Annotated in this window: 15 protein-coding genes; 3 read left to right on the top strand and 12 right to left on the bottom strand. The window is 67.3% G+C overall.

Annotation, left to right across the window (positions count from 1 at the left end; genetic code table 11):
• Positions 1-32 precede the first annotated feature (32 nt).
• A complete protein-coding gene (locus F0U63_RS30010; RefSeq protein ID WP_395834999.1) occupies positions 33-386 on the top strand; it encodes a calmodulin in 354 nt (117 codons plus the stop codon).
• Positions 387-445: 59 nt separating this feature from the next.
• On the opposite strand, the gene F0U63_RS30005 is transcribed toward F0U63_RS30010, so the two are convergent.
• The 3 genes from F0U63_RS30005 to F0U63_RS29995 form a co-directional block, all read right to left on the bottom strand.
• Positions 446-1,015: a tRNA-uridine aminocarboxypropyltransferase gene (locus F0U63_RS30005; RefSeq protein WP_395834997.1), complete on the bottom strand. Its 570-nt coding sequence runs from the start codon at positions 1,013-1,015 to the stop codon at positions 446-448.
• A 57-nt stretch (positions 1,016-1,072) separates the two neighbouring features.
• Positions 1,073-3,997 (bottom strand): PAS domain S-box protein, encoded by a 2,925-nt coding sequence (locus F0U63_RS30000; protein ID WP_395834995.1) that lies wholly within the window; start codon positions 3,995-3,997, stop codon positions 1,073-1,075.
• Between the two features lie 426 nt (positions 3,998-4,423).
• Positions 4,424-4,738 carry a hypothetical protein gene (locus F0U63_RS29995; RefSeq protein ID WP_395834993.1) on the bottom strand — a complete coding sequence of 105 codons (315 nt, stop codon included), beginning with the start codon at positions 4,736-4,738 and terminating at the stop codon, positions 4,424-4,426.
• A 237-nt stretch (positions 4,739-4,975) separates the two neighbouring features.
• Between F0U63_RS29995 and F0U63_RS29990 the strand changes: the two genes are divergently transcribed.
• Positions 4,976-5,923 carry a threonine/serine dehydratase gene (locus F0U63_RS29990; RefSeq protein WP_395834991.1) on the top strand — a complete coding sequence of 316 codons (948 nt, stop codon included), beginning with the start codon at positions 4,976-4,978 and terminating at the stop codon, positions 5,921-5,923.
• A gap of 4 nt (positions 5,924-5,927) precedes the next feature.
• On the opposite strand, the gene F0U63_RS29985 is transcribed toward F0U63_RS29990, so the two are convergent.
• The 8 genes from F0U63_RS29985 to F0U63_RS29950 all read right to left on the bottom strand — a co-directional run bounded on the left by F0U63_RS29985 (position 5,928) and on the right by F0U63_RS29950 (position 18,726).
• On the bottom strand, positions 5,928-6,731 hold the full coding sequence (locus tag F0U63_RS29985; protein ID WP_395834989.1) for an SDR family NAD(P)-dependent oxidoreductase: 804 nt from the start codon (positions 6,729-6,731) through the stop codon (positions 5,928-5,930).
• A gap of 65 nt (positions 6,732-6,796) precedes the next feature.
• Positions 6,797-9,457 (bottom strand): ATP-binding protein, encoded by a 2,661-nt coding sequence (locus F0U63_RS29980; protein WP_395834988.1) that lies wholly within the window; start codon positions 9,455-9,457, stop codon positions 6,797-6,799.
• A gap of 4 nt (positions 9,458-9,461) precedes the next feature.
• Positions 9,462-11,144 carry an ABC transporter substrate-binding protein gene (locus F0U63_RS29975; protein ID WP_395834986.1) on the bottom strand — a complete coding sequence of 561 codons (1,683 nt, stop codon included), beginning with the start codon at positions 11,142-11,144 and terminating at the stop codon, positions 9,462-9,464.
• Between the two features lie 20 nt (positions 11,145-11,164).
• Positions 11,165-12,748, bottom strand: a complete 1,584-nt coding sequence (locus F0U63_RS29970) for an ABC transporter substrate-binding protein (protein WP_395834984.1) — start codon at positions 12,746-12,748, stop codon at positions 11,165-11,167.
• An 87-nt stretch (positions 12,749-12,835) separates the two neighbouring features.
• The gene (locus tag F0U63_RS29965; RefSeq protein ID WP_395834982.1) at positions 12,836-15,028 is read right to left on the bottom strand and encodes a response regulator; all 2,193 of its coding nucleotides are present in this window, start codon (positions 15,026-15,028) and stop codon (positions 12,836-12,838) included.
• 382 nt (positions 15,029-15,410) lie between these two features.
• Entirely contained in the window at positions 15,411-16,943 is a 1,533-nt protein-coding gene (locus F0U63_RS29960) for a hypothetical protein (protein ID WP_395834980.1), read from the bottom strand.
• A complete protein-coding gene (locus F0U63_RS29955; protein WP_395834978.1) occupies positions 16,940-17,992 on the bottom strand; it encodes a hypothetical protein in 1,053 nt (350 codons plus the stop codon). The genes F0U63_RS29960 and F0U63_RS29955 overlap by 4 nt, the downstream gene beginning before the upstream one ends.
• A 29-nt stretch (positions 17,993-18,021) precedes the next feature.
• On the bottom strand, positions 18,022-18,726 hold the full coding sequence (locus tag F0U63_RS29950) for a hypothetical protein (RefSeq protein WP_395834976.1): 705 nt from the start codon (positions 18,724-18,726) through the stop codon (positions 18,022-18,024).
• 397 nt (positions 18,727-19,123) lie between these two features.
• Between F0U63_RS29950 and F0U63_RS29945 the strand changes: the two genes are divergently transcribed.
• Positions 19,124-20,041 (top strand): terpene synthase family protein, encoded by a 918-nt coding sequence (locus tag F0U63_RS29945; protein WP_395834974.1) that lies wholly within the window; start codon positions 19,124-19,126, stop codon positions 20,039-20,041.
• Positions 20,042-20,063: 22 nt separating this feature from the next.
• On the opposite strand, the gene F0U63_RS29940 is transcribed toward F0U63_RS29945, so the two are convergent.
• Positions 20,064-21,884 carry a methyl-accepting chemotaxis protein gene (locus tag F0U63_RS29940; RefSeq protein ID WP_395834972.1) on the bottom strand — a complete coding sequence of 607 codons (1,821 nt, stop codon included), beginning with the start codon at positions 21,882-21,884 and terminating at the stop codon, positions 20,064-20,066.
• Positions 21,885-22,788 lie beyond the last annotated feature (904 nt).

Genomic DNA, 22,788 nt, shown 5'->3' with positions numbered 1-22,788 from the left:
CAACACGTAGAACCCGAGGAAAGGAAAAGCCCATGGCTGGTTCCAGGTATTTCTCATTCATGCAGCGGCAGGATCAGGAGTTCGTCTTCGAATTGACCGATCCCGCGAAGATCCAAGAGGCCCTCGACATCATCTCCGGGAAGGAGACGTTCAAGGTGCACGTCATGGGCAGGCTCGTGAAGAGCCGCAAGCCCTACAACCCCCAGTGGGATTTCCATCTCGATCCGGCCACCATCTCGTTCTTCGCCATGGCCATCGAAGTGTGTGATGCGGACATGAGCTACGTCCAGGATCATCTGGACGAAGCTGGAGGCGCCTTCCTCCCGGGCTTCCACTGGTGCCCGTGGAACTCCAAGCTGCTGCGGGAAGTCACCCCCAAAACCTGACGGCCGAGGAAGGTGTCAGGCAAGTGGCTTGACATCTTCGCCAGCGGCCGGCTGGGGACTCAATTCAGTGTCCCACAGTCGGCGATTCGCTGAACCCGGAGCGCGGCCAGCCGCTCCAGCGGTGCCGCGGTGTCCGGTCCCTCCAGGAGCGCCACCGCGCGGGCGACCGCGTCCAGGGTGGACATCCCGGAGGGGTGTGTGGGCTCGCGCAGCCGGAGCGTCCCGGGGGTGGGCGGCGGCAGCACCAGCCGGGGGAGCGTGCGCAGCGCGGCGATCCGCTGGGTCATCCGCCGTGTCTGTGACCAGCTCCCGTCCAACACCACCAGTTGACTGGGCGCGGGGGCGCCGGGCGGCGCGGTGGGGCCATCGGGAAAGAGCAGCCAGGTGCCGGGCTCGCCGAGCAGGGCGGTGTCGAGCGCCTCGTCCGGAGCGCCATAGGTGAGCAGCCTGGAATTCGTGAGGGCCAGCGTGGCCAGCCGCCCGGTGTTGCTCTTCTTCCGCGGTTCCACCACATGCTGCACGAGGAGGATCCGGGTGCGTGTCTCCACCCGGGGGAGTTCGGCGCACAGGCACAGGTGGGGCGGGAGGTTGCAGCGGTCACAGCGGGGACGGGCGGCGGGGAGGGACATCCTGCGTCATCCTGTTCCGGTGGCGGCGGGAAGAGAAGCGTTCGTTCCTGGGCCACCTCAGGACCCCAGGGGGAGGGACACGGTGAAGAGCGCGCCGCGCTCCGGCTCGCTCTCCACGCTCACGCCGCCGCCCAGCGCGCGGACGATCTCCCGCGTGATGTAGAGCCCCAGCCCCAACCCGCCATAGTGCCGGTCGCTCACCGCGCGCTCGAACTTCTCGAAGATGCGCGCCTGGGCCTCGGCCGCGATGCCGATGCCTTCGTCCCGCACCCCCAGCAGCGCGCGCCCTTCCACCGTGGCGAGCGTCACCTCCACCGGGCGGCCCGCGCCGTACTTCAGCGCATTGGTGAGCAGGTTGGTCACCACCTGCTCGAGCCGCAGCCGATCCCACCGCCCCACCACCGGCGCCTCGGCCAGCCGCAGGCGCAGCGCGCAGTCCGCCTTGGCCGCCTCGGCCTCGAAGGCATGGGCCACCTCGCGCACCAGCGCGGTCAGGTCCACCGGCTCCAGGCGCAGCTCGAGCCGCCCCGTGCTGATGCGCGACACGTCCAGCAGGCCGCTCACCAGCACGCTGAGCTTGCGCGTCTGCGTGCTCACCACGTCCAGCACCGAGCCCACCTGGCGCGCGGGCAGCACGCCGTCCGGCTCCGCGCACACGCGCCGTTGCAGGGCCTGCACCTTGAGCTGGATGGGGGTGAGCGGCGTCTTGAGCTCGTGGCTCGCCACTCCGAGGAAGTCGTCGCGCAGCTGCACCGCTGTTTGCGACGCCGCGTACAGCCGCGCGTTGTCCACCGCGAGCCCCGCGCGCCGGCCCAGATCCTCGGCGAGCCTCACGTCCGCCTCGTCGTAGCGCCGTCCGGACTCCGAGTGGGCGAGGATGAGCACGCCCAGCAGCTTTCCGCGCGCCACCAGAGGCACCGCGAGGAAGGAGCGCAACCCCAACTGACGCGCCATCCCCAGCCGCTCCGGGTCGCCGCCCGTCGCGGCGACGAGCATGTCTTCGGTGACGTCCGGCACCCACGAGGTCTCGCCCGTGCGCAGCACATGGGGCACCCCATGCTGGGCCTTCAGGTTGAGGGCGTAGCGGCGGGCGATCTCCCAGGCGAGCTGCACCTTGGCCGGATCCGCGTGGCTCACCGCGAGCCGGCGCAGCGAGCCGTCCTCCTCCAGCATGTCCACGGCGCACCAGTCCGCGAGCGTGGGCACCGCGAGCCGTGCCACCTGCTGCAGCGTGGCCTCGGCCTCCAGCGTGCTGCCCAGCAGCGCACTCGCCTCGGCGAGGAAGCGGTGGGCGTCGCGGGTGCGGCGCGCGTCGTCGATGTCCGTGGCCGTGCCGAACCACTTGAGGGGGCGGCCGTCCGGCTCGCGCATGCAGGTGGCGCGGGTGAGGAACCAGCGGTAGGCGCCGTCCGCGCGGCGGATGCGGTACTCCACCTCGAAGGGCTCCCCCGTGCGCACGCTGTGTGTCCAGCGCCGCTGGGTCTCGTCGAGATCCTCGGGGTGGATGAGCTGCGTCCACGAGTTGCCCAGTGCCGCCGCTTCCTCCTGGCCGATGTAGTGGGTGAGCACCTGGTTCACGTAGTCGAGCTGCCCGTCGGCGCGGGCGGTCCACACCACCTGGGGCATGGACTCGGCGAGCGTGCGGTATTCCTGCTCGCGCTCTTGAAGGGCGCGCTCCGCCTCCTTGAGCGCGGAGATGTCCTGGAAGGTGACCACGCCCACGGCGGGGCTGCCCTCCATGGCGGGCACCTGCGAGGACTCCACCAGGATGGCGGTGCTGCCGTGTGGGGTGTCCAGCAGCATCTGCAGCCCGCTCACGCTCTCGCCGCGCGCCGTGCGGGCCGAGGCCATCTGCTCGGACGGAATGGGGGTGCCATCCAGGTGGCGCACGGTGACGATGCGGTCGTACTCGGCGCGCGTCTCCGGCCGCGGATAGGTGCCCCCCCACATCCGGTCCGCCGCCGCGTTGGCGAAGGTGAAGCGTCCGCTGCCGCGCTCCACCAGCACCAGCGGGACGGGGATCCGGTGCAGGACGGCCTCGAGCCAGTGCTGCTGCGCGGTGAGGCGCTCGTTGAGGGACTCCGCGTGCTGCTGCGCCCGTAGCTGGGCCGTCACATCCAGGAAGAGCGCGCCCACGGCCACGACGGCGCCATCCTCGCCCCGCACGGGGAAGTAGTTCACCAGCACGTGGCGCCGCTCACCGGTGTGCGAGAAGTCCACGTGCGTGGGCAGCCCCATCAGGGTCTCGCCCGTGCGCAACACGTGCTCCACGCGCTGCTGGATGCGGTGGGCCTCCTCCGGCGGTGACACCTCGTGCACGGTGCGCCCCACCACCTGCTCCGGGGTGCGGCCGATGGCGTGGGCGATCCACGTGTTGCAGCGCACGTAGCGCAGCTCGCGGTCCACCAGCGTCATGCCCACGGGCGCGGCCGCCAGCAGCGCGTCCACCAGGGGCAGGGGCCCCACCGCGCGCTGCACCTCCTGCACCGCCGCCTGCACGCGCGCCGCGCTCTCGCGCTCCAGCAGCTCGCGCTCGCGCCGGCGCATCTCGGCCTCCTCGCGCTGCAACTGCCGGCCACGGCGGTAGAGGTCCACGAAGACGCCCACCTTCGCGCGCAGGATGTCCGGATCGTAGGGTTTGACGATGTAGTCCACCGCCCCGTGCGCGTAGCCCTCGAGGATCGCCCCCTCGTCGCGGCTCACGGCGCTGAGGAACAGGATGGGCGTGGCGGCCGAGCGCTTGCGCTGTTTGATGAGCGTCGCCGTCTCCAGCCCGCTCAGCCCCGGCATCTGCACGTCCAGCAGCACCGCGGCGAAGTCCTCGGAGAGCATGGCCTTGAGCGCCTCCTCTCCGGACGTCACCTTCACCAGGGGCTGGCCCAGCGGCGCGAGCACCGCCTCGAGCGCGATCAGGTTGGGCGGGTAGTCGTCCACCAGCAGCAGCGGAGCGGGCGGCAAGGGGGCGGAAGGGGAGGAGGGCACGGAGGGCACGCGCGGGCGGGGGCAGAAGGAGAACCTCGCACAGAAGCGCGCCAGGCGCGCGGGTTGGCGTGGAGGGGCGGTCTGGCGCCAGACCGTCCTCATAACGCCGAGTCGCGCGCGCGCCCCGGGGCGCTTCCTGCTCGCTCGGAGTGCGGCCCGTTTCCACTTCGCGAGGCAGTCCCCCTGCGAGGGGAGGCTGGGAGGGCGAGCGTCCAAGGACCCCCTGGGGCAGGCGCTCTCGCTTCAGCCAGGGTCTTTCATCGAGGAGCCAGCATCAGGTTTCGCACGGCGGGCCCGGTGGCTGCCTGTCAAGCAGGGCACCTCGTGAAGCCCCTTCTCCCTTCACCCGGGTGGACCCAGACTGGGGGGCGTCGCTGAAGACGCCATTGCAAGACAATCACGATGGAACGCGGGGTGGATGCCTCATCAACCGCGACCGCCATCCGCTTGTGCACGCCATTGCTCGAGGAGCTCCAGGGCCATTTCCCGCGTGGGGACGAATTGAACCGTCGTTCGCGGCGGATCATCCGGTGACCGGGTGAGCGCGGCGGCGATGAGCAGTCCCTTGGCGATGGCCCTGTGCAGCAGTCGCGTATTGAAGAGGATGACTCCCAGGAACCACCCGGGCCGGAGGTTCTCGCTCATGTAGCGTTTGGCCTCCGCGTCCATCCCCATCGACGCCCGCATGTCGCTCAGGACGAAGTAGGGCTGTTGCTCGGCCAGCTCCCGGTAGAGATTCACGATTCGAACGGCTTCCTCCCGCGAGCACTCCCCTTGGATCTTCACCCAGAGCAGATCAGGGGGCTCGAAGCGGAAGGTGTTCGCCCCTATCGTCCATTCACGTGGGCCGGGCGTCATGCGCGGGCCGATGGTAGCAAGAATCGACCCGCGACAACGAAAAGGTTATCCATGGGGAAGTGGCGCGCGCGGGTGCGCGGGCCGCTACAACCAGCAGTGTCCTCACCTCCCTCACTCCCCGTGACACTTCCTCTTTCACGAGACGACATCCGCGCCGCCCACGAGCGCATCCGCCCCTATATCCGCCGCACGCCCGCCTGGAGACTGCCGGACGGAGCGCTGGGACATGACGGCCCGGTGAGCCTCAAGCTGGAGCTGCTCCAGCACGCGGGCTCGTTCAAGCCGCGAGGGGCCTTCAATACGTTGCTGACGCAGCGGGTGCCGGAGGCGGGCGTCGCCGCGGCCTCGGGAGGCAACCACGGGGCGGCGGTCGCCTACGCGGCGAAACGGCTGGGCGTTCCGGCCCGCATCTTCGTGCCAGAGATCTCCAGCCCCGCGAAGGTCGAGGTCATCCGCCGCCTCGGCGCCGAGGTCGTCATCCAGGGGCTGCGCTACTCCGACGCGCTCCAGGCCTGCGCCGCGTACATCGAGCAGACGGGCGCGCTGTCCATCCACGCCTATGACGCGCTCTCCACCATCCAGGGCCAGGGCACCGTGGCGCTCGAATGGGAAGAGGAGGAGCCGGGGCTCGATACGGTCCTCGTGGCCGTGGGCGGAGGCGGGCTGATTTCGGGCATCGCGAGCTGGTGGGCGGGGCGGGGCGTCAAGGTCGTCGGCGTGGAGCCCGAGGGCTCACGGGCCCTGCATGCCTCGCTCGAGGCGGGGCACCCCGTGGACGTGACGGTGGAGTCGATCGCCGCGGATTCACTCGGCGCGCGCAACACGGGAGGGCTCGTGTTCTCCATCGCCCGCGCGGCGGTGGACCATGTGGCGCTGGTGAGCGACGCGGCGATCCGCGAGGCCCAGCGCACGCTCTGGCGGGACTGGCGCATCGCCTCGGAGCCCGGCGGCGCGACGGCCCTGTCCGCGCTGCTGTCCGGAGCCTACCGGCCGCGCCCGGGTGAGCGCGTCGGCGTGCTGCTCTGCGGGGGCAACGTGGAGCTGAGCAAGCTGGCGGAGATCCTCTAAAAGCTCACATGCCCATGCCTCCGTCCACCGGCAGGCCGATGCCCGTGATGAACCGCGAGGCGTCCGAGGCGAGGAACACGGCGGCATCCGCCATGTCCGACACCTCGCCGAGCCGGCCCAGCGGCGTCTGGCCAAGGACGTCGCGGACGGCCGCTTCCGTGCTCGGTGCGAGCCCGAGCTTCACCATGCTCTGGGCGAGCCCGGTGCCCATCTCCGTGGGGACGAGCCCGGGGTAGATGCAGTTGACGCGCACGCCGTAGCCGAGCTTGCCGGATTCCTGCGCGGCAACGCGGGTCATGCGGTCCACGGCCGACTTGGTGCCCGAGTAGCCGGCAACACCCGGCATGGCGATGGTGGCCGATACGGAGGAGATGTTGATGATGCACCCGCCAGCGCCCGCCTTTCCCCCGGGACGCATGGCACGCAGGCCGTGCTTGAGGCCGAGCGCCACGCCCACCACGTTGACGTCCAGCATGCGGCGCAGTTGCTCGGGATCGATGTCCACGACGAGCGCGGAGATCTCGATGCCCGCGTTGTTGACGAGGACTTCCAGCCCGCCGAGCTCCTCCAGGGTACGTGCGACGCCTCGCTCCCAGTCCGCCTCGGATGTCACGTCGAGTTTCACGAAGGAGGCCCGGACCCCCGTTCGGAGCAGAGTGTCCACCGTGGCGCGCCCTTGCTCCTCGAGCAGATCGGCCACCATCACGTCCGCGCCCGCGCGCGCCATCGCCTCGGCGATGCCGGCCCCCAGGCCTCGCGCTCCACCGGTGACCAATGCCCTGCGACCCTTCAAGCTGTAGTTCGTCATTGTAGCCTCCTGTTTAGCAATGCCTATGCCACTGGACTCGCTGGGAGGGAGGCCCTCTTGGAGTGTCAGCCGTGTCGGTGACGCGTCAGCCGTGCCGCGTTCGACGTGTCACTCCCCTGGCGCTGGCGACGGTCGTCCGTCAGGTGACTCTCCACGAGCCCGAGAATGGCTCTGGACTGATATCCCCGTGCCAGTTGGATGACCTTGGTGGAGAACGGACCATACTGCTCACCGAGGTCCGTGAGCTGCGTTGCCCAGTGGAGGATATCCCGCATGCTGCCGGCCAGCGCGAGTTGGTGAAGCACCGCCAGCTGCTCCTGGGGAGGGAGGGTCAGCTGTTGGGCGTTGTAGTCTTGCGCGGCGGGTTGTTGCCGGGGGGGCTCGTAGGTCCAGCTCAATCCCAGGCAGGCGCTCATTTCCTTCAACAGCACCCCGTGATCGATGGGCTTGGCGATGAACGCGTTGGCGCCAGCCGCCAGACTCCTGTCCCGATCATCCTGGGCGGCGCTGGCGGAGACGACGAGAATCGGCACGTCCCGTCCATACGGCAGCTGGCGGATCTGGTGTGTGGCTTCCAGACCATTCATCACTGGCATCATGGTGTCCATGAGGATCAGGTCTGGTTGGAGGCTGCGCACCTTGTCCAATCCTTCGCGGCCGTTCTCCGCCTCGGTCATCTCGAAACCAAGCCGGCCCAGCAACTCGACCACCATTGCCCGGTTCTCGGCCACGTCGTCCACCACCAGGATCTTCTTGCGCGGCCCGTGGTAGCCAGTCACGACGCCGTCCGGTGATGGCGCCGTCGTCTCGCTCTTGACCACCGGCAGCTCCAGCTCGAACCAGAAGGTGCTGCCCTGGCCGACCCGGCTCTCGACCTGGATGTCCGCGCCCATCAGTCGCACGAACTGCCGGCTGATGGCCAACCCCAGGCCGGTTCCCCCCTGCCGGCGCCGCGCCTCGCCCACCTGTTCGAACGGCTGGAACAGGATGCCCAGCTGGTCCTCGCTGATGCCGATGCCGGTGTCCCGCACCTCGAAGCGTATCCGGTCGGGAGCCGTGAAGCGCACGCTCAGCCGTACCTGGCCGCTATCGGTGAACTTGACCGCATTGGAGAGCAGGTTGAGCAGCACCTGGCGCAAGCGCTTTTCGTCGGCCCGCACCCAGGTGGGCAGGTCCGGTGTCATGTCGCAGCTGAAGTCCAATCGCTTCTGCGCCGCCCTGACGCTGATCATCTCGGTGATGGTGCGCAGGAAGCGGGTGAGCTGGAGGTCCGTGACGTAGAGCTCCAACTTGCCCGCTTCAATCTTGGCGAAATCCAGGATGTCGTTGATCAACGTCAGCAGATGCTCGCCGCTTTGTTGGATCACGTTCACCCCCGCGAGCTCCCGTTCACCCAGCCTCTTGTCCCGGCGCAGTAGCTGCGCGTAGCCCAGAATGCCGTTCAGCGGGGTACGCAATTCGTGGCTCATGTGGGCCAGGAACGTGCTCTTGGCGAGGTTGGCTGTTTCGGCCGCGTCCTTCGCGCGCTGAGCCTCGGCGAATACCGTTTCCAGGTGGCCGATGGTCTCGGCCAGGCGCTGCGTCATGATGTTGATGCTGAGGGCGAGCACGCCGATCTCATCGCTCGATTCGACCGTGGCGCGCGCGGACAGATTGCCGGCCGCCACTTGTTCCGCCACGCCGGTCAGACGGTGCACCGGACCGACGATGTTGTGCCGGAACAGGAAGGCCATGGCGAAGCTGAAGATGACGGCCACCAGCCCGCCCGCCACGGCTTGCAGGCGCGCCTTGTCGAGGCTGCTGCGCGCCCGTGCCAGATCGGTCTGCAACTGGGCCTGCTGCCGCTCGGTCACCTTCCCCAGCAGGCCGAGCAGGGTATCCGCCTGCGGCGTGACCTGGGTGCGGTACAGGTACAGGTCTTCATACGCGTGTTCGCCGCCGAGGATGCTGACGAGTTCCAGCGCCAGCTCCGCGAATCCGGCCCGATCCCGCGCGATGCCATCGAGCGTGGCCCGCTGCTCGGCGGACAGCAGGCGGCGCTTGCCGGACAGCTCATTCCAGATCGTTGCGTTGGTCGCCAGCTGGGGCCCGTAGGCCAGCTTGAAATTGAGCTCCCCCGAGGCGCCATAGGCCATCAGGTTGGTCGCCATCGCATCGAACGAGGTCTGGAAGCCCACCATGTCGGCCAGCAGCTCGCGGTTCTGCGGCGAGGCACCACGTGTCTTCTGCGCGTCGATCAGGGCATCGACCTTCTCGAGGATCTGGATCCGCAGCGCTTGAATGTCGACCCGGGCGAGCCGGAGCGCGGGCCGGTTCTTGAGCGGGTTGTCATGAAGCTCGAACAAGTGCTGTGGCAGCTGGACCCAGCGCGTATAGGTTTCGGTCAGTTCGGCCACCCACCTGGCTTCTTCGTCGGGCCAGTTGACGGACATTGCCTGCAGCGAGGCCAGACTGCCCTCGAAGGACTTTCTCGCCATGTGGTATTGCTCGATGTCCAGCGGATCGGACAGCACCAGGTAGCCGCGCACGTGCAGTTGCATCCGCAACAGGCTGGCCTGCGCCTGAGCGGATGCCAGCGTCGCCGGTGCGCGCACGCCCTCGGTGCGTTTGATGTCTTCGGTGGCGCTGCGCCCGGCCATGAAGCCCAGTGCCACGACCAGCAGTGTGACAGCGGCCAGCGTGCCGAAGCCGAGCGTGAGCTTGCGTCCAATGCCTAGGGGATTCAAGCGGTCACAACCCCATCGATGTCCGGTAGGCGCGCCGTTGCCGCTCGCGCCCGAGCCGGAGGGTGATTTCCTCGAAGTCGACGGCGGCCGCCTTCAAGGCCGCTTCCGGGCTCAACTGGCCGCTCTCGGCTTCCGCCAGGTGGACGTCGAGCGCCTGCCAATAGCTGAAGGCGCCGGGAACGCGCAGATAGGGCAACTGGAGCCGGTTGCCGAAATTGTCGGAATAGGCTCGCAGGTAGTCGCGGACGTCCGCCTCGTCCCAGCCCGCCTTCAGGTACGTGTCGAGCTGTCCACTGCCGCTCGGGGGCAGGAAGTGGAAGCGGCGGCCCGGGTCGATGCCATCCCAACCGCGCGCCGCATACACCTGGGACTTCTCCTTGCTCGCCATCAGCGCCAGCAGGTAATAGGTCGCTTCCGGCGCCTTGGAGTACTTCGAAATCACACCCGCCCACGAGCCGCCGGTGGTATTGCCCACCAGGTTCGGCTGTCCGGTCTTGACCCACTTGTGCTGCGCGATGTTGTAGTAGCCGTGGGTACCCGGAATGGGCGCGGCGCCGACCTTTCCCTTGACCTTGCTTCCCTCCTGCTGTGACAGCGCGCCCAGATCGCCCCAGGTGAAGGTGAGCGCGGAGCGCCCCGCCAGGAAGTAGTCCCAGCTCTTTCCCATATCCCAGGTCAGCATCTCCCTGGGCCCGAACCGGACCAGCTCGACCAGCACCTCGAGCGCCCGCACATGGCCGGGGCCATCGATCAGCGGCTTCATGGTCTTCGGATCGAACCAGTACAGCCTGGGATTGTCCGGTCCAATCACGAAGGGCGCCGACAACGACATGAAGTTGAACATGCCCTGCGCACCGGGCTTCAGCCCTATCCCCAGGCCATGGTCCGGCACCCCATCCCCGTTGAGATCGTGGCCGTTGAAGTATTCAGCCACATCCCGGAACTGCTCCCAGGTAGTGGGCATGGCCAACGCATAACCGAACTTCTGCTTGAAGGCGGCCTGGTGCCGTGGGTCCTCGAGCAGGTCGCGGCGGTAGTACATGACCTGCCCATCGTGGTCGTTGGCGACCATGTACTTCTTGCCGCCGTAGGAGAGCAGATCGCGCGGGCCCGGCAGCACCTCCTCGATGTCCCACGCCGGAAAGCGCGGGTCGTTGTAATACTTGTCGTAGGCGATGATGTAATGACCAGCCACCAGTTCGCCCAGCCACCAGGAGCAGGCGATTGCCGCGTCGTACTTGCCAGCGCCATTGAGCACGTCGGAATAGAATTTGTCGAAATGCTCGTTGAACGGAACCGGGACAACCGTGAGGGTGGCGCCCGTGGCGGCCTCGAACTCGTCCTTCAACTCTGGTATGGCCCAGGAGATCGAACCGTTGGTCACGATCACTGTCACGTGCTGGCCGGCGAACGGGCAACTGCCGGGTTTACACGCGGGTGCCACCCGAGGAGGGATGAGGTCGCCTGTCTTGACCACCGTGACCCCGGTACCCTCGGGCTTCAAGCTTCCGGGCAGGATGCGCGCGGGAGCCGGTTGCGCTTCCTTGGATTCTGGCGGCTCGCCGGCTTGTGCTGCTGGAGCAACCAGAAGCGCCAGCAGGATGCCGAGCCACCAACTCTTGGCCCCCCTGTCCGCGGGATGGCTCGACACTCGGATACTGGGCCCGCCTGCCTTCGAGAGTTTCATGAGCATACTCCTATTGCCCGCTAAAGCCCCATCGATGTCCGGTAGGCGCGCCGTTGCCGCTCGCGCCCGAGCCGGAGGGTGATTTCCTCGAAGTCGACGGCGGCCGCCTTCAAGGCCGCTTCCGGGCTCAACTGGCCGCTCTCGGCTTCCGCCAGGTGGACGTCGAGCGCCTGCCAATAGCTGTAGGTGCCGGGAACGCGCAGATAGGGCAACTGGAGCCGGTTGCCAAAATTGTCGGAATAGGCCCGCAGGTAGTCGCGGACGTCCGCCTCGTCCCAGCCCGCCTTCAGGTACGTGTCGAGCTGTCCACTGCCGCTGGGTGGTAGGAAGTGGAAGCGGCGGCCCGGGTCGATGCCATCCCAACCACGCGCCGCGTACACCTGGGACTTCTCCTTGCTCGCCATCAGCGCCAGCAGGTAATAGGCCGCTTCCGGCGCCTTGGAGTACTTCGAAATCACGCCCGCCCACGAGCCGCCGGTGGTATTGCCCACCAGGTTCGGCTGTCCGGTCTTGACCCACTTGTGCTGCGCGATGTTGTAATAGTCGTGGGTACCCGGAATGGGCGCGGCGCCGACCTTTCCCTTGACCTTACTTCCCTCCTGCTGTGACAGCGCGCCCAGATCGCCCCAGGTGAAGGTGAGCGCGGAGCGCCCCGTCAGGAAGTAGTCCCAGCTCTTTCCCATATCCCAGGTCAGCATCTCCCTGGGTCCGAACCGGACCAGCTCGACCAGCACCTCGAGCGCCCGCACATGGCCGGGGCCATCGATCAGCGGCTTCATGGTCTTCGGATCGAACCAGTACAGCCTGGGATTGTCCGGTCCAATCACGAAGGGCGCCGACAACGACATGAAGTTGAACATGCCCTGCGCACCGGGCTTCAGCCCTATCCCCAGGCCGTGGTCCGGCACACCATCCCCGTTGAGATCGCGGCCGTTGAAGTATTCAGCCACATCCCGGAACTGCTCCCAGGTAGTGGGGACGGCCAACGCATAACCGAACTTCTGCTTGAAGGCGGCCTGGTGCCGTGGGTCCTCGAGCAGGTCGCGGCGGTAGTACATGACCTGCCCGTCGTGGTCGTTGGCGACCATGTACTTCTTGCCGCCGTAGGAGAGCAGACCGCGCGGGCCCGGCAGTACCTCCTCGATGTCCCACGCCGGAAAGCGCGGGTCGTTGTAATACTTGTCGTAGGCGATGATGTAATGACCAGCCACCAGTTCGCCCAGCCACCAGGCACCGGCGATGACCGCGTCGTATTTGCCAGTACGATTGGTCATATCGGAAATCAAATTGGCGAACAGTTCCTCGTTCGGCTGGTAGACGATGTTGAGCCTGGCACCTGTGGCGGCCTCGAATTCATCCTTCAACTCCAGCACCGGCCTTCCGATCAGGCGGCTGTTGGCCACCAGCACCGTCACGCGCTGGCCAGCGAAGGGGCAGTTGCCGGGCTCGCACGGTTGCGCCACCCGGGGCGGAACGCTGTCGCCCATCTTGACCACGGACGCGTCCACGGGAGCGGTTTGCATCGATTGTTCCTGGTTCGCGCCCCACGCGGACAACCCGAGCAACGAGAGCAGTCCCCCCAGCCACATCATCTTGCGGCTCATGTCACGTCTCCTCCCGAATACGGGCGAGCGGGGGGCTGAGCGCACGCAGTCCGAGAACCCGCTTGTCGGTCTACTTCTTCTCCCTGCTCATGCGCTCGGCATCGCTTCTCGATAGGTACGGCCGGCCAGACTCGCCACATAGGTCATCAGTTCCAGGGGCTCCACCGGCTTGGCCAGATACATCTGGTATCCCGCGAGGATCGCTCGCGTCCGATCCTCGGCGCGCGCGAACGCCGTCAGCGCCAGTGCCGGCACGGCTCCCCCTTGCTCCTGCGGCAACCGACGTACTTTCTGGATGAACGAGTACCCGTCCTCCCCTGGCATGCCGATGTCGCTCACCAGCACCATCGGATGGAAGTGGGCGAACTCGGCGAGCGCCTCCGCCGCCGAGCACACCGTCCGTACCTCCGCATGGTGCTCCGCCAGAATCAACTCAATCAACTGGCGCGTGTCGGGCTCGTCGTCCACCACCAGCACCCGCACCCCTTCCAGATCCACGAACTCGCTGCTGAGGCTCGAGGAGGCTTGACGCCGGGGCATCATGGCCGCCCGTCCAGCCTTGGCCCCGATATGGATGGCCTCCCTGGGCAACTTCACCGTGAAGCTCGCACCCTGGTTCTTCCCCGCGCTGGCCACCTCCACCGTCCCCCCGTGCAACTCCACCAGGCTCAGCACGATCGCCAGACCCATCCCCAGCCCACCGTGCCGTCGCGTGCTCGACGCGTCCTCTTGCCGGAACGGCTCGAACACGTGCGGCAGGAATTCGGGTTCAATGCCGATCCCCGTGTCGCTCACCGCGAGCTGCACGTGTGGGCCCTGTTGATTCAGCGCCACCTTCACCCGCCCGCCCTGCGGCGTGAACTTGATCGCGTTGCTCACCAGATTCCAGGCGATCTGCTGCAAACGATTCGGATCCGCCATGAGCTGCCCGACCGACGGGTCGAGCTCTTGTTCCAACTGGATGGCCTTCGCCTCCGCCGCCGGTTTCAGCGAGTCCACCACCGCCTCGAGCACTGCCGCCGGACCGACCACCCGCACGTCCAGACGCATCCGGCCGGAGACGATGCGTGACATGTCCAGGAGGTCGTCGATGAGCTGGGCCTGGGCCCGCGCGTTTCGCGCGATCGTCTCGAGCCCGCGACGCAGATCCTGGGTCAAGGGGTGGCGGGAGAGGAGCAACTGCGCCCACCCGAGGATCGAGGTCAGAGGCGTCCGCAGCTCGTGGCTCAGCGTCGTCAGGAACTCGTCCTTCATCCGGCTGGTGCGTTCGATCTCCCCTCGCGCCGCCCGTTCACTGGCCAGGAGCATCTCCCGCTCTTCCTCTATCCGCTTGCGCTCGGAGATGTCCGTCGAGATCCCACAGAGCCCATAGGGGGACCCCGACTCATCATGGAGCGGGCATTTGATCGAGAGATAGGTGTGGAGCCCATCCTCCTGAGGTACGAGCTCCTCTGCTTCCAGCGCCGTCCTGCCCGCCACCACTTGCTGGTCGAGAGTGCGAAATGCGTCGGCAGTCGCCTTGGGGAACAAATCATGGTCGGTCTTGCCGAGGACCGACTCCCGGGTGAGGTGAAACAGCGTCAAGAAGCGGCGGTTGGTCAACAAGTAGCGGCCGTCGACGTCCTTGACGTAGATCACCGCCGTCGAGTTGTCGATGATGGCTTGAAGCAGGCGCTGGCTCTCACGCAAAGCCTCTTCCACCCGCTGGCGATCGGCGATCTCCGCCTTCAGGGTGGTGTTCGCGCTGGCCAGATCGGTCGTGCGCTCCTGCACCCGTTGCTCCAGCTCATCCTGGATGCGCCGCAGTGCCGCCTCTTTCTCGAGGCGCATCGCGATCTCCCGTTGCAGTTGCGCGTTCTTGGCTTCGAGCTGTTTTCGTGCCTCACGCAGGGCCAGGTGCACCCGGGTCCGGGCAACCAGTTCCTCGATCTGGAACGGCTTGGTGACGAAATCGACTCCCCCCGCCTCGAACCCCGCGAGCTTGTCGGCCGCGTCCGAAAGGCAGGTCATGAAGATGACCGGAATCTCGCGGGTGCTTTCAGCCACCTTCAGGCGCCGGCAGGTCTCAAAGCCGTCCAGTCCCGGCATCACCACATCCAGCAGGATGATGTCGGGCCGCATGTGCTCGGCCCGCTCCAATGCTTCTTCACCATCCTGGGCGACCAGCACCCGATAGCCCATGTGCTCCAGATGCTCCACCGCCACGCCCAGGTTGGCGGGGGTGTCATCCACGATCAGAATGGTGAAGGGACAGCCGTCAGGCGTGGTAGTGCTGCTCATGCTCCTCGCCCCCCATGCACCGCGACGGCGGGCTTCGTGGTCCCGGTGCGCTCGGATGCTCGCCTCCCCATCCATGTGCTTCATGTCTCTGGCCTGAAACAGGCTTCCACGGAATGGGTCGGAAGCGCGGCACGGATCGATCCTGCAACTGGAGCGTCATTCCTTTCTCCTGGTGGACGACCCTGGCATGCGCCGCGGCCAACCGATCCTCACAGGCGCAACATGCGCATCCCCAAGGGTCATTCCTCCCAGGGCCGTCTGGTTCTTCTGTTCTCGAGCCCATGAAAGAGAGCGCTCGATACTCCAGGGGCCTGTCTGACGGGTTGCCATGGCCTGACGCCTGCTGGGGCGGATGGCTCCACCGCCAGCCAGACCATGGACGTCAAGGCTCGAACTGCACGACGAAGGACGTCCACCGCGCCCGGCCCTCGAAGGAATCCCGGATGATCCGCAGGCGGTTGGGCGAATCGAACTCGAACCCCGCCAGCGACTCGCTGATGAGATCATCCGCCGCATAGGACGACTCGCCTCCGGCCTGGCCGTTCATTCCCTGCCCGCTGGCGAACACCACCGAGCGGGACTCATCCACCGGGGAGATGGCGGGGTAGGCCTCGTATTCACCCCGGTTCATGGTGACCGGCACCGTCTGCACGCTGGCGCGCGGCCCGAAATCGATCCGCTCCCAGGAGATGTCATTGATGACCGCCGTCGTGCAGCCCGCGCTGGAGCCCGCACCTCGCGAGAAGGAGATCTCCGTGGGAGAGGTGAGCGTGCCCCGCAGGACCCGGTCGCAGAGGCTCGCCGTGCCCGCGTTGGTCACCCGGTGGGTGAAGAGCAGCACGCTGGTGGAGAGGTCCACCGTCGGCAGGCCCGAGACGGTGGCCTCGGTCTGGGTTCCGGTCATCGTCACGCCCGAGCCCCGGGTGACCCGGAGCCCCTCGGCCTCCACCACCTGGAGCGAGCCCTTCCAGCCGACGGCGCAGGCCACGGGCCACTGCAGGTCCACGCGGGTGTACGACTCGGACAGCTTCGCGGTGAAATAGTCATCCTCGCCGAGGATCTTGCCGCTCTGCTCGCCAGTCACCAGCAGGAAGGTGTTGTCCGGCGACACGCGCTGGATGGGAACCTGGAGGAGGCTCTGGGCCTGGCAGGTCGGCTGCAGGTGCTGCACCTTCAGCCCGGTGCCCAGCTCCACCGTATGCCACACGATGTAGACGATGCCCGTCCCCCGTTCGTTCCGGCCACAGGTGAAGGCCTCCCGGGCCGAGAGCATGCAGCGCACGCTCGAGGCGTCGGGATTGGTGCCCGGAGGGCTGATCGAGACGAACAGCATCGTCTTCGACAGATCGAGCTGGGCGGGCGAGATGGGACACGTCACCGAGAGGCCGTCGGCGGGCATCTCACAGACGCCCTTGCGCACCGCCGGCCGGATGGTCTGGTCCTGCTGCGCCGTGGGCACTCCCGAAACCGCGGCGACCAGGGGGAACGTGCCGCCGCTCTTCCCCTTGAAATAGAAGGAGGCGCGGGTCGCGCCCTGGGCGAACACCGCCGCGGACAGAGGGCTGGTGCAACCCGGATCGGAGAAGAACGAGAACCCCGAGCCCGAGAGCGTCACGTTTGTCGGGCCGGCGAAGGGGAGGGGTTTGCCGCCGCCATCGCGCGCCTCGAGCTCCACCAGGGCCGAGCAGCCGCCCGCGGGCAGCGTCTGGGTGGTGGTGACGAAGAAGATGTCCGTCGGCTCGTCGGACTGGCACATGCCCGCGCGGCAGGTGTAGCCCGCGGCGCACTCGTCGCTCTGGGTGCAGGGGTAGCGCCGCGTGTCGGCGCCGGTGGAGCCGGATTGACACCCCTGCAGCACGGCCAGCAGCGCCAGGGCGAGCCAGCAAGACACTCCAGTCCATGGCAACCGCTTCATGGGAAGGCACCTCCGACCACCACCCCGGTCGGAGTGGCTGAAACGCCCACGGGTGCGCCGAGCACCCAGAGGGTTCCTCCCGCGATGGCCGCGGCGCCCGCGACCCCAAAGAGGATGTTGGCCCACCCGCCCTGGGCGCGTGCCCGGGCATCGAGCGCGAAGGCCTCTCGCTGGGTGAGGCCCTGGGTATAGCCCGCCTCGTCCACCGGCGCACCCACTACCCGGGCCCGGGCCTGGTTCGACTGCCAGCCGAGGTACCCGCCCGCCGCGCCCGCGCCCACCGCCAGTCCCAGGCACGCGTAGGCCACGGTCCGCAGGGGCGAGCCCGGTGCCCCCGCCACCCGTGGAAGCTTCTCCGGCAGGGGAGACACGGGCGCGGGTGCTGGCGCGGACGACACGAGCGCGCCAGGAGCCAGGGCCACCAGGGGCGACGCGTCGCTGCCCACCGAGGTGAGCACGGCCCGCCGTTCATCGAGCAGTTCCGCCCACCACTCCACGCGTCCCCCCTTCCTCTCCACGGAGGCCTTGCCCTCGACGAGTGGTTGCTCCTGTGCGCGCCACGCGTCTCCACCCTCGCGCAGATGGAAGCGCACGAGACGGCCCAGGTTCAGCACGTCCGTCTTCACCTGGACCGAGAGCAGGCTGGCCTCCGCGCTCGAGGGCAGCGCCTCCAACCCCAGTGCCGCGCTCTTGTCACTCACCCAGCTTTTCGCCTCGAAGAAGGGCGTGACCACGCGGGGAGCGTAGTCGCCCTCGAGCCGGTGGTCTGGCGCGAGCACCAGCAGTGTCTGGAAGGCGGAGCGGGCCTTGGCCGGTTGTTGGAGCATGCCGGCCACCACGCCCTGGAGTTCGAGGATCTCCAGCAGGGTGTCTCGATCGTTGCCTGGGTGCGCGCGGGCTTGCTCCAGCGCACGGGCCGCGTCCGGGTAGCGCAGCTCCTCGAGGAGCTGGCGAGCACGTGGCAGATAGGGGTTGGAGGTCTCACCCCATGCCGACGAGGTCAGCAACAGGGTGGCAGTGAGTACGACGAATCGATGAAGGGCGACCAAGGTCCCTTCATCTTAATTGGAAATCGGCATCAGCGCGCGCCGGTCGCGGTGCCCGGCCCGTCCACCTTCTGGTGTCCGGTCACCGACACCTCCGTACGGAAGCGCAGCTTGTAGAAGAGGACTCCGCCCGCGCCGGCGATCTTCATCTGCGTGGGCTGCCACTCGCACGGGGTCTGCGTGTAGGCCAGGAAGTCCATCTGGAGCTCATCCAACATGGGGGGCATGTCGGACGGGGAGATGCGCAGGGTCATCACCTTCCCGGCTCGCGCGTCCACCACTGACTGTCCCTTCATCCGCTTCTTGTCTGGCTTCAAGGGGGAGAACTTCACGGTCACCAGCCCCTCGCTCGGACCCGGTGTGGAGTCGAAGCGGTAATCCGCCCTGGCCCGCGGATGGAACGGGGACAGCCTCGCCTTGTCGTCCTCGTTCTTCGGCGGATCCTTCGGCTCCGCCTTGAGCTGGCTGGTCAGGTCCCCCTCTTCCTTCTGGGAGAGGAGCTTGCGTGCGATCACCGTGGTTCCGGAGCGGGTGACCTCGTAACTGCGGGTCAGTCGTCCCTTTACCTTGCCCTCCTTGTCCAGCTCCTCCGTGACCGAGCTCTCCACGCTACGGCAGGCGGGGATGGTCAGCTTTCTCTCCTCCGCCTCGCCCAGGCGTTGGAGGAGGTCATCCAGTGGTGCTTCCGCGCGAGCGGAGACACCGAGGAGCAAGGGAAGAAGGACAAGTGCGCGCATGGCGCGGACATTAATCTCCGCCCGCCTTCGAGCCGCAATCGAATTGAGGTGTCCTCCCGAGGGCATCGCTTCCGTTTCCGTTCGCGGATGCCTAATCCTGAACCCTCCTGGCAGGGTCGCGCCAGGGAGGCTCCCCCTTCGTCTATAGCTCAGGGCCCCCATGTCCACCTGCTCGCCCCTGTGTGACTCATCCTCTTCGTCCTTTTCTCGCGACTGGGAGGGTTTTCGGGAGCCCACCTCACGAGTCCTCAACCATCTCCTCGCGGATTCGCCGCCCCTGTTTCCGAGCGCCTCCGAGGTGCTCCGGAACGAAACCCGTGAGCTTCTGCGACGGGCGGAGTTCCTTCTGCGGCCCGAGCACTGGGGCTCGGGTCCGATGGTGGGGGAGGAGCCCGCATTGGGTGAGGTCCGCGCCCACTTCCAGCGCCTGGCGGCCCAGCCTCCCTTCCACACGACGGCCGCGGGCTCCTGGCGAGGACTCGTGGAACTGGCGATCAGCTATTCCGCCTACACCTTCCGCCCTGGACGAGAAGTGAAGCGGGAGGAGGCCGAGGCGCTCGTCGCGTGGTTTGTCTGTTTCTGGAAGCTCGATGACCTGGTGGACGCGGACCGGAAGTCGATGCCCGCGCACTACCTGCCCGAACTGCGTCGGATCCTCGCCCGGGCCTGGTGGGGGGAGGAGACGTCTCCCCATGGGCTCTCGCCCCAGGAGGAGGATCTGTTCAACTTCCCCTCGCAGGCGGCGGCCCTGTTGCTGTCCCACCGGCGGCAACTGCATGCGCTTGGCCATCCATTGGAAAACCATCCCCGTTACCAGCGCGCGGTGTGGGAGCACATCCTCAACCAGACAGGAGACGTGCCCCGGGTGGACTCCCTGGGCGAGTACTTCGGCGTGCGCCGCATCCGCGGCGGCATGGAGTGCGTCTTCCACATGTTCCTGGCGCTCCAGGGCGTGGAGTGGCGGGACGAGTTCGAGCGCGTCGTCGACGTGGCCAATGTCGTCACCTGCATGACCGATGATCTCTTCTCCGCGCCGCGAGACGCACGGGAAGGCGTGGTGGGCGCGGTGGCCCTGTGCGGCCCCGAGCGCGCGCTGCGCGCCGTGACGTCCCTGCACCAGGAGTTGCTGGAGCGTCTGGAGGGACTCCTGCGCTTCGACAGTGGCCTGTCCACGCGCCTGTTCGTGCGCACGGTGCTCGACGTGGTGCTCGGGATGATCGACTGGCAGGAGCGCAATCCCCGCTACCGCGAGGGGGCACGCTGGCTGGCGGACGTGCTGTGCGCCGGGGCATCGTCCACCGCCGCCGAGCACTGACGGTGGCGGTGCGAGCCGGGCCTCAGAGCACCAGGTTCCGCTCCCAGCCATGCCGGGTGATGAGGATGTTCACGTCGGTGGCCACCTCGGACACGCTGCGCGACACCTCGTCCATCTCACGCGCCTGGGTGAGCGTGTCCACCATGATGCCGCTCAGCTCCTGGATGGCGTCGAAGATCTGCGACACACCCGTGTCCTGCTGACCCACCGTGGCGCTGATCTGCCGCACCGAGTTGGCGCTGTCCTGCACGAGCGTGGTGAGCGAGCGCAGGTTGTCGCCCGTGGCGCGCACCTGCTCCACGCTGGCGTTCACCGCCTCCGAGCCCTTCTCGGTGAGCTCCACCGTCTCGCGGATGGCCTCGGTGAGGCTGGTGAGCATGTCGCGCACCTCGCTGGTCGCCTTGTTGGACTGGTCCGCCATCAGGCGGATCTCCCGCGCCACCACGCCAAAGCCCTTGCCGTGCTCGCCCGAGCGCACCGACTCGATGGCGGCGTTGAGCGCGAGCATGTTGGAGCGCGTGGTCAGGTCCTTCACCACCCGGACGATGGAGTCGATCTGCCGGGCGCGCTCGCTCAACTGGCGGATGCTGCCCGCCATGCCGCTCACCTGCGAGTGGATGGCCTGCAGACTCTCGATGCTGTGCTGGATCGTGGCCTCGCCCCGCGTGCCCAGCTCCTGGAAGCGCGTGGTCTGCTTGAGGATGTTCTCGGCCTTCTGGGCCGTCACCCGCGACGTCTCCTGGATCTCCCGGGCCGTCTCCTGGGCCTGTTGCAGCGCGGCGGCCTGGCGGGTGATGGCCTCGTTCTGCTGGTGGTTGGCGTGGTTCAACTGGGCGGCGCTGCTGCCCAGCTTGCTCGCGGTGCCATCCAACGACAGCGCGAAGTCCCGCAGCTGGTGGTAGGCGCGTGCCGTGGCGCGCGACAGGTCGCCCGTCTCGTCCGTGGTCACCCAGGCCGGCATGCGGGGGGCGCCATTGGCGAAGCCCTCGATGGCGTCGCGCACCGCGAGCGTGCCCTGCTCCTGGTGGCGCGTGAGCAGCCACGCCGCGCACGCGCTGGTGACGAGCATGTAGAGGCTCACGAGCGCCAGCGGGATCTCCGCCTGCTGAAGGGCGCTGGAGATGGCCGCCTGGACCGACGCGAGCAGCCCCACGGGCAGCAGCGCCATCACCTTCGCGTACAGGTCCATGCCCATGCGCACCACGATGGAGGACAGGGAGAGCACCGTACATGTCACGAACAGGCCGAAGCAGTAGGGCAGGTACCAGCTCTGCCGCGGCCAGAGCACGCCCCGGGCGCCCCGCAGTTGCGCCTGGGGGGCGCGGAGAAACTCCTCGACGGCGTGGGGCATGAGCAGGCGCTGCACGAACACGCGCGTCCAGATCATCACCAGCATCATCATCACCAGGATGACGCCCGAGCCCCACGGCACGATGTAGAGCGGCTTGTCCAGGCGCACCGCGAGCCACAGCAGGTAGGCCGAATTACCGAGGTTGTAAGCGGAGAGGATCCACACCTCGAGCTGCTGCGGCAGCTTGAGCAGGCGCACGAGCCGGGCGCCGGGAGCCTCGCCCGGGTTCACGGCGAAGGCGCGATGGGTCAACCACCGCACCAGGCCCAGGGGCGCCATGATGCCGCATACGAGCGCGAACACGGGGATGGGCATCATCGCCACGGCGGCCTGCTCGCGCGGAATCTGGGCGATGAGCAGGATGATGTAGATGGCGCACGGCAGTGAGGTGAACAGGTTGATCTGTTGAAGGATGAACAGCCTCCACGCGATCCGGCCCACCTCCGGGGTGGACACCTGGGGCTGGGCAACGGCGGGGGCGATCATCGACATGGATTCACCAGGGGAGGGTGGCTGGGTATGAATTGTCACGCTGCGTCGGATCTCCAACCCGCTTCCCACGAGGACCTTCGATTTTCCGACACAACAGGGCCGCCGGTACCGGAGCCACGGTTGACCGGATTTTACAGACAATTTTGAACCGTGACACAGGCTTCGCCAGGCAAGAGCCCGAGGACGTCGGCTGATGGACGGGAACGCTCCCGCCGCGCTTGTCAGGCAGCGCTCCTTGGCCCAGGGTCGTCTGGATTCAGCGTTCCGAGGGGGGGAATTCATCAATGGGGAACATTCGCGAAGTGTTCGCCGTGGTGTCCTCGCCCTGGCTCGCCTGCGGGGGCGAGCGGGACTCCGGCGAGTCTCCTTCGACGCCCACGCCCAGCCTCTCGGTGTGTGTCTTAGCAGCCGGTTCGCCAACACCATACGCTCGTCTTCACCTACGCGCCGCGATTGGTGCGCGTGGAGCAGTACGATGACAACGGCGTGTCGGAGGGGTCGCGGGAGCTGAGCTACGACGCCTCCGGACGTGTGTCCCGGGAGCTGTTCTCCGGGGCCATGGCGTTCGCGGACGAAGGCGCCGGCCCGAGGTGGACGGGCCTCCGGGAAGATGCCTCCCGGGAGCCTTGCCGCTGGGATGGCCGCAGCGAAATTTTGAGTTGTGGCTAGAACGATTCTGTTTCAGAATGGATGAATCTTTCCCGCGGATGGCGTGAGAAGTGTTTCAGCACGCACGGGAAGTGTTTTGTCCTGAATCAGGACAGGCCTGTCCTTGAAACAGACAGTCATGTCGCGGAGCGTCAAACACTGTGAATCACAGGTGTTTTTTCCCGGGGTGTAAGGTGGTTTGACATCCCGTGCAGGGTGGCATTTGACATACACACTCCATGTACGGGAAGCCCAC

The organism is Cystobacter fuscus (assembly GCF_044360685.1).
Classification (GTDB): domain Bacteria; phylum Myxococcota; class Myxococcia; order Myxococcales; family Myxococcaceae; genus Cystobacter; species Cystobacter fuscus_C.
The sequence above is the reverse complement of the archived record's forward strand: the minus strand, read 5'-3'. Positions and strand labels throughout refer to the sequence as shown.

Coding starts and splice junctions, on each gene's coding strand:
- F0U63_RS29975 (WP_395834986.1), bottom strand. CDS start 11,144: ATGAAACTCTCGAAGGCAGGCGGGCCCAGTATCCGAGTGTCGAGCCAT.
- F0U63_RS29960 (WP_395834980.1), bottom strand. CDS start 16,943: ATGAAGCGGTTGCCATGGACTGGAGTGTCTTGCTGGCTCGCCCTGGCG.
- F0U63_RS29950 (WP_395834976.1), bottom strand. CDS start 18,726: ATGCGCGCACTTGTCCTTCTTCCCTTGCTCCTCGGTGTCTCCGCTCGC.
- F0U63_RS30005 (WP_395834997.1), bottom strand. CDS start 1,015: ATGTCCCTCCCCGCCGCCCGTCCCCGCTGTGACCGCTGCAACCTCCCG.
- F0U63_RS29940 (WP_395834972.1), bottom strand. CDS start 21,884: ATGTCGATGATCGCCCCCGCCGTTGCCCAGCCCCAGGTGTCCACCCCG.
- F0U63_RS30010 (WP_395834999.1), top strand. CDS start 33: ATGGCTGGTTCCAGGTATTTCTCATTCATGCAGCGGCAGGATCAGGAG.
- F0U63_RS29985 (WP_395834989.1), bottom strand. CDS start 6,731: ATGACGAACTACAGCTTGAAGGGTCGCAGGGCATTGGTCACCGGTGGA.
- F0U63_RS29970 (WP_395834984.1), bottom strand. CDS start 12,748: ATGAGCCGCAAGATGATGTGGCTGGGGGGACTGCTCTCGTTGCTCGGG.
- F0U63_RS29965 (WP_395834982.1), bottom strand. CDS start 15,028: ATGAGCAGCACTACCACGCCTGACGGCTGTCCCTTCACCATTCTGATC.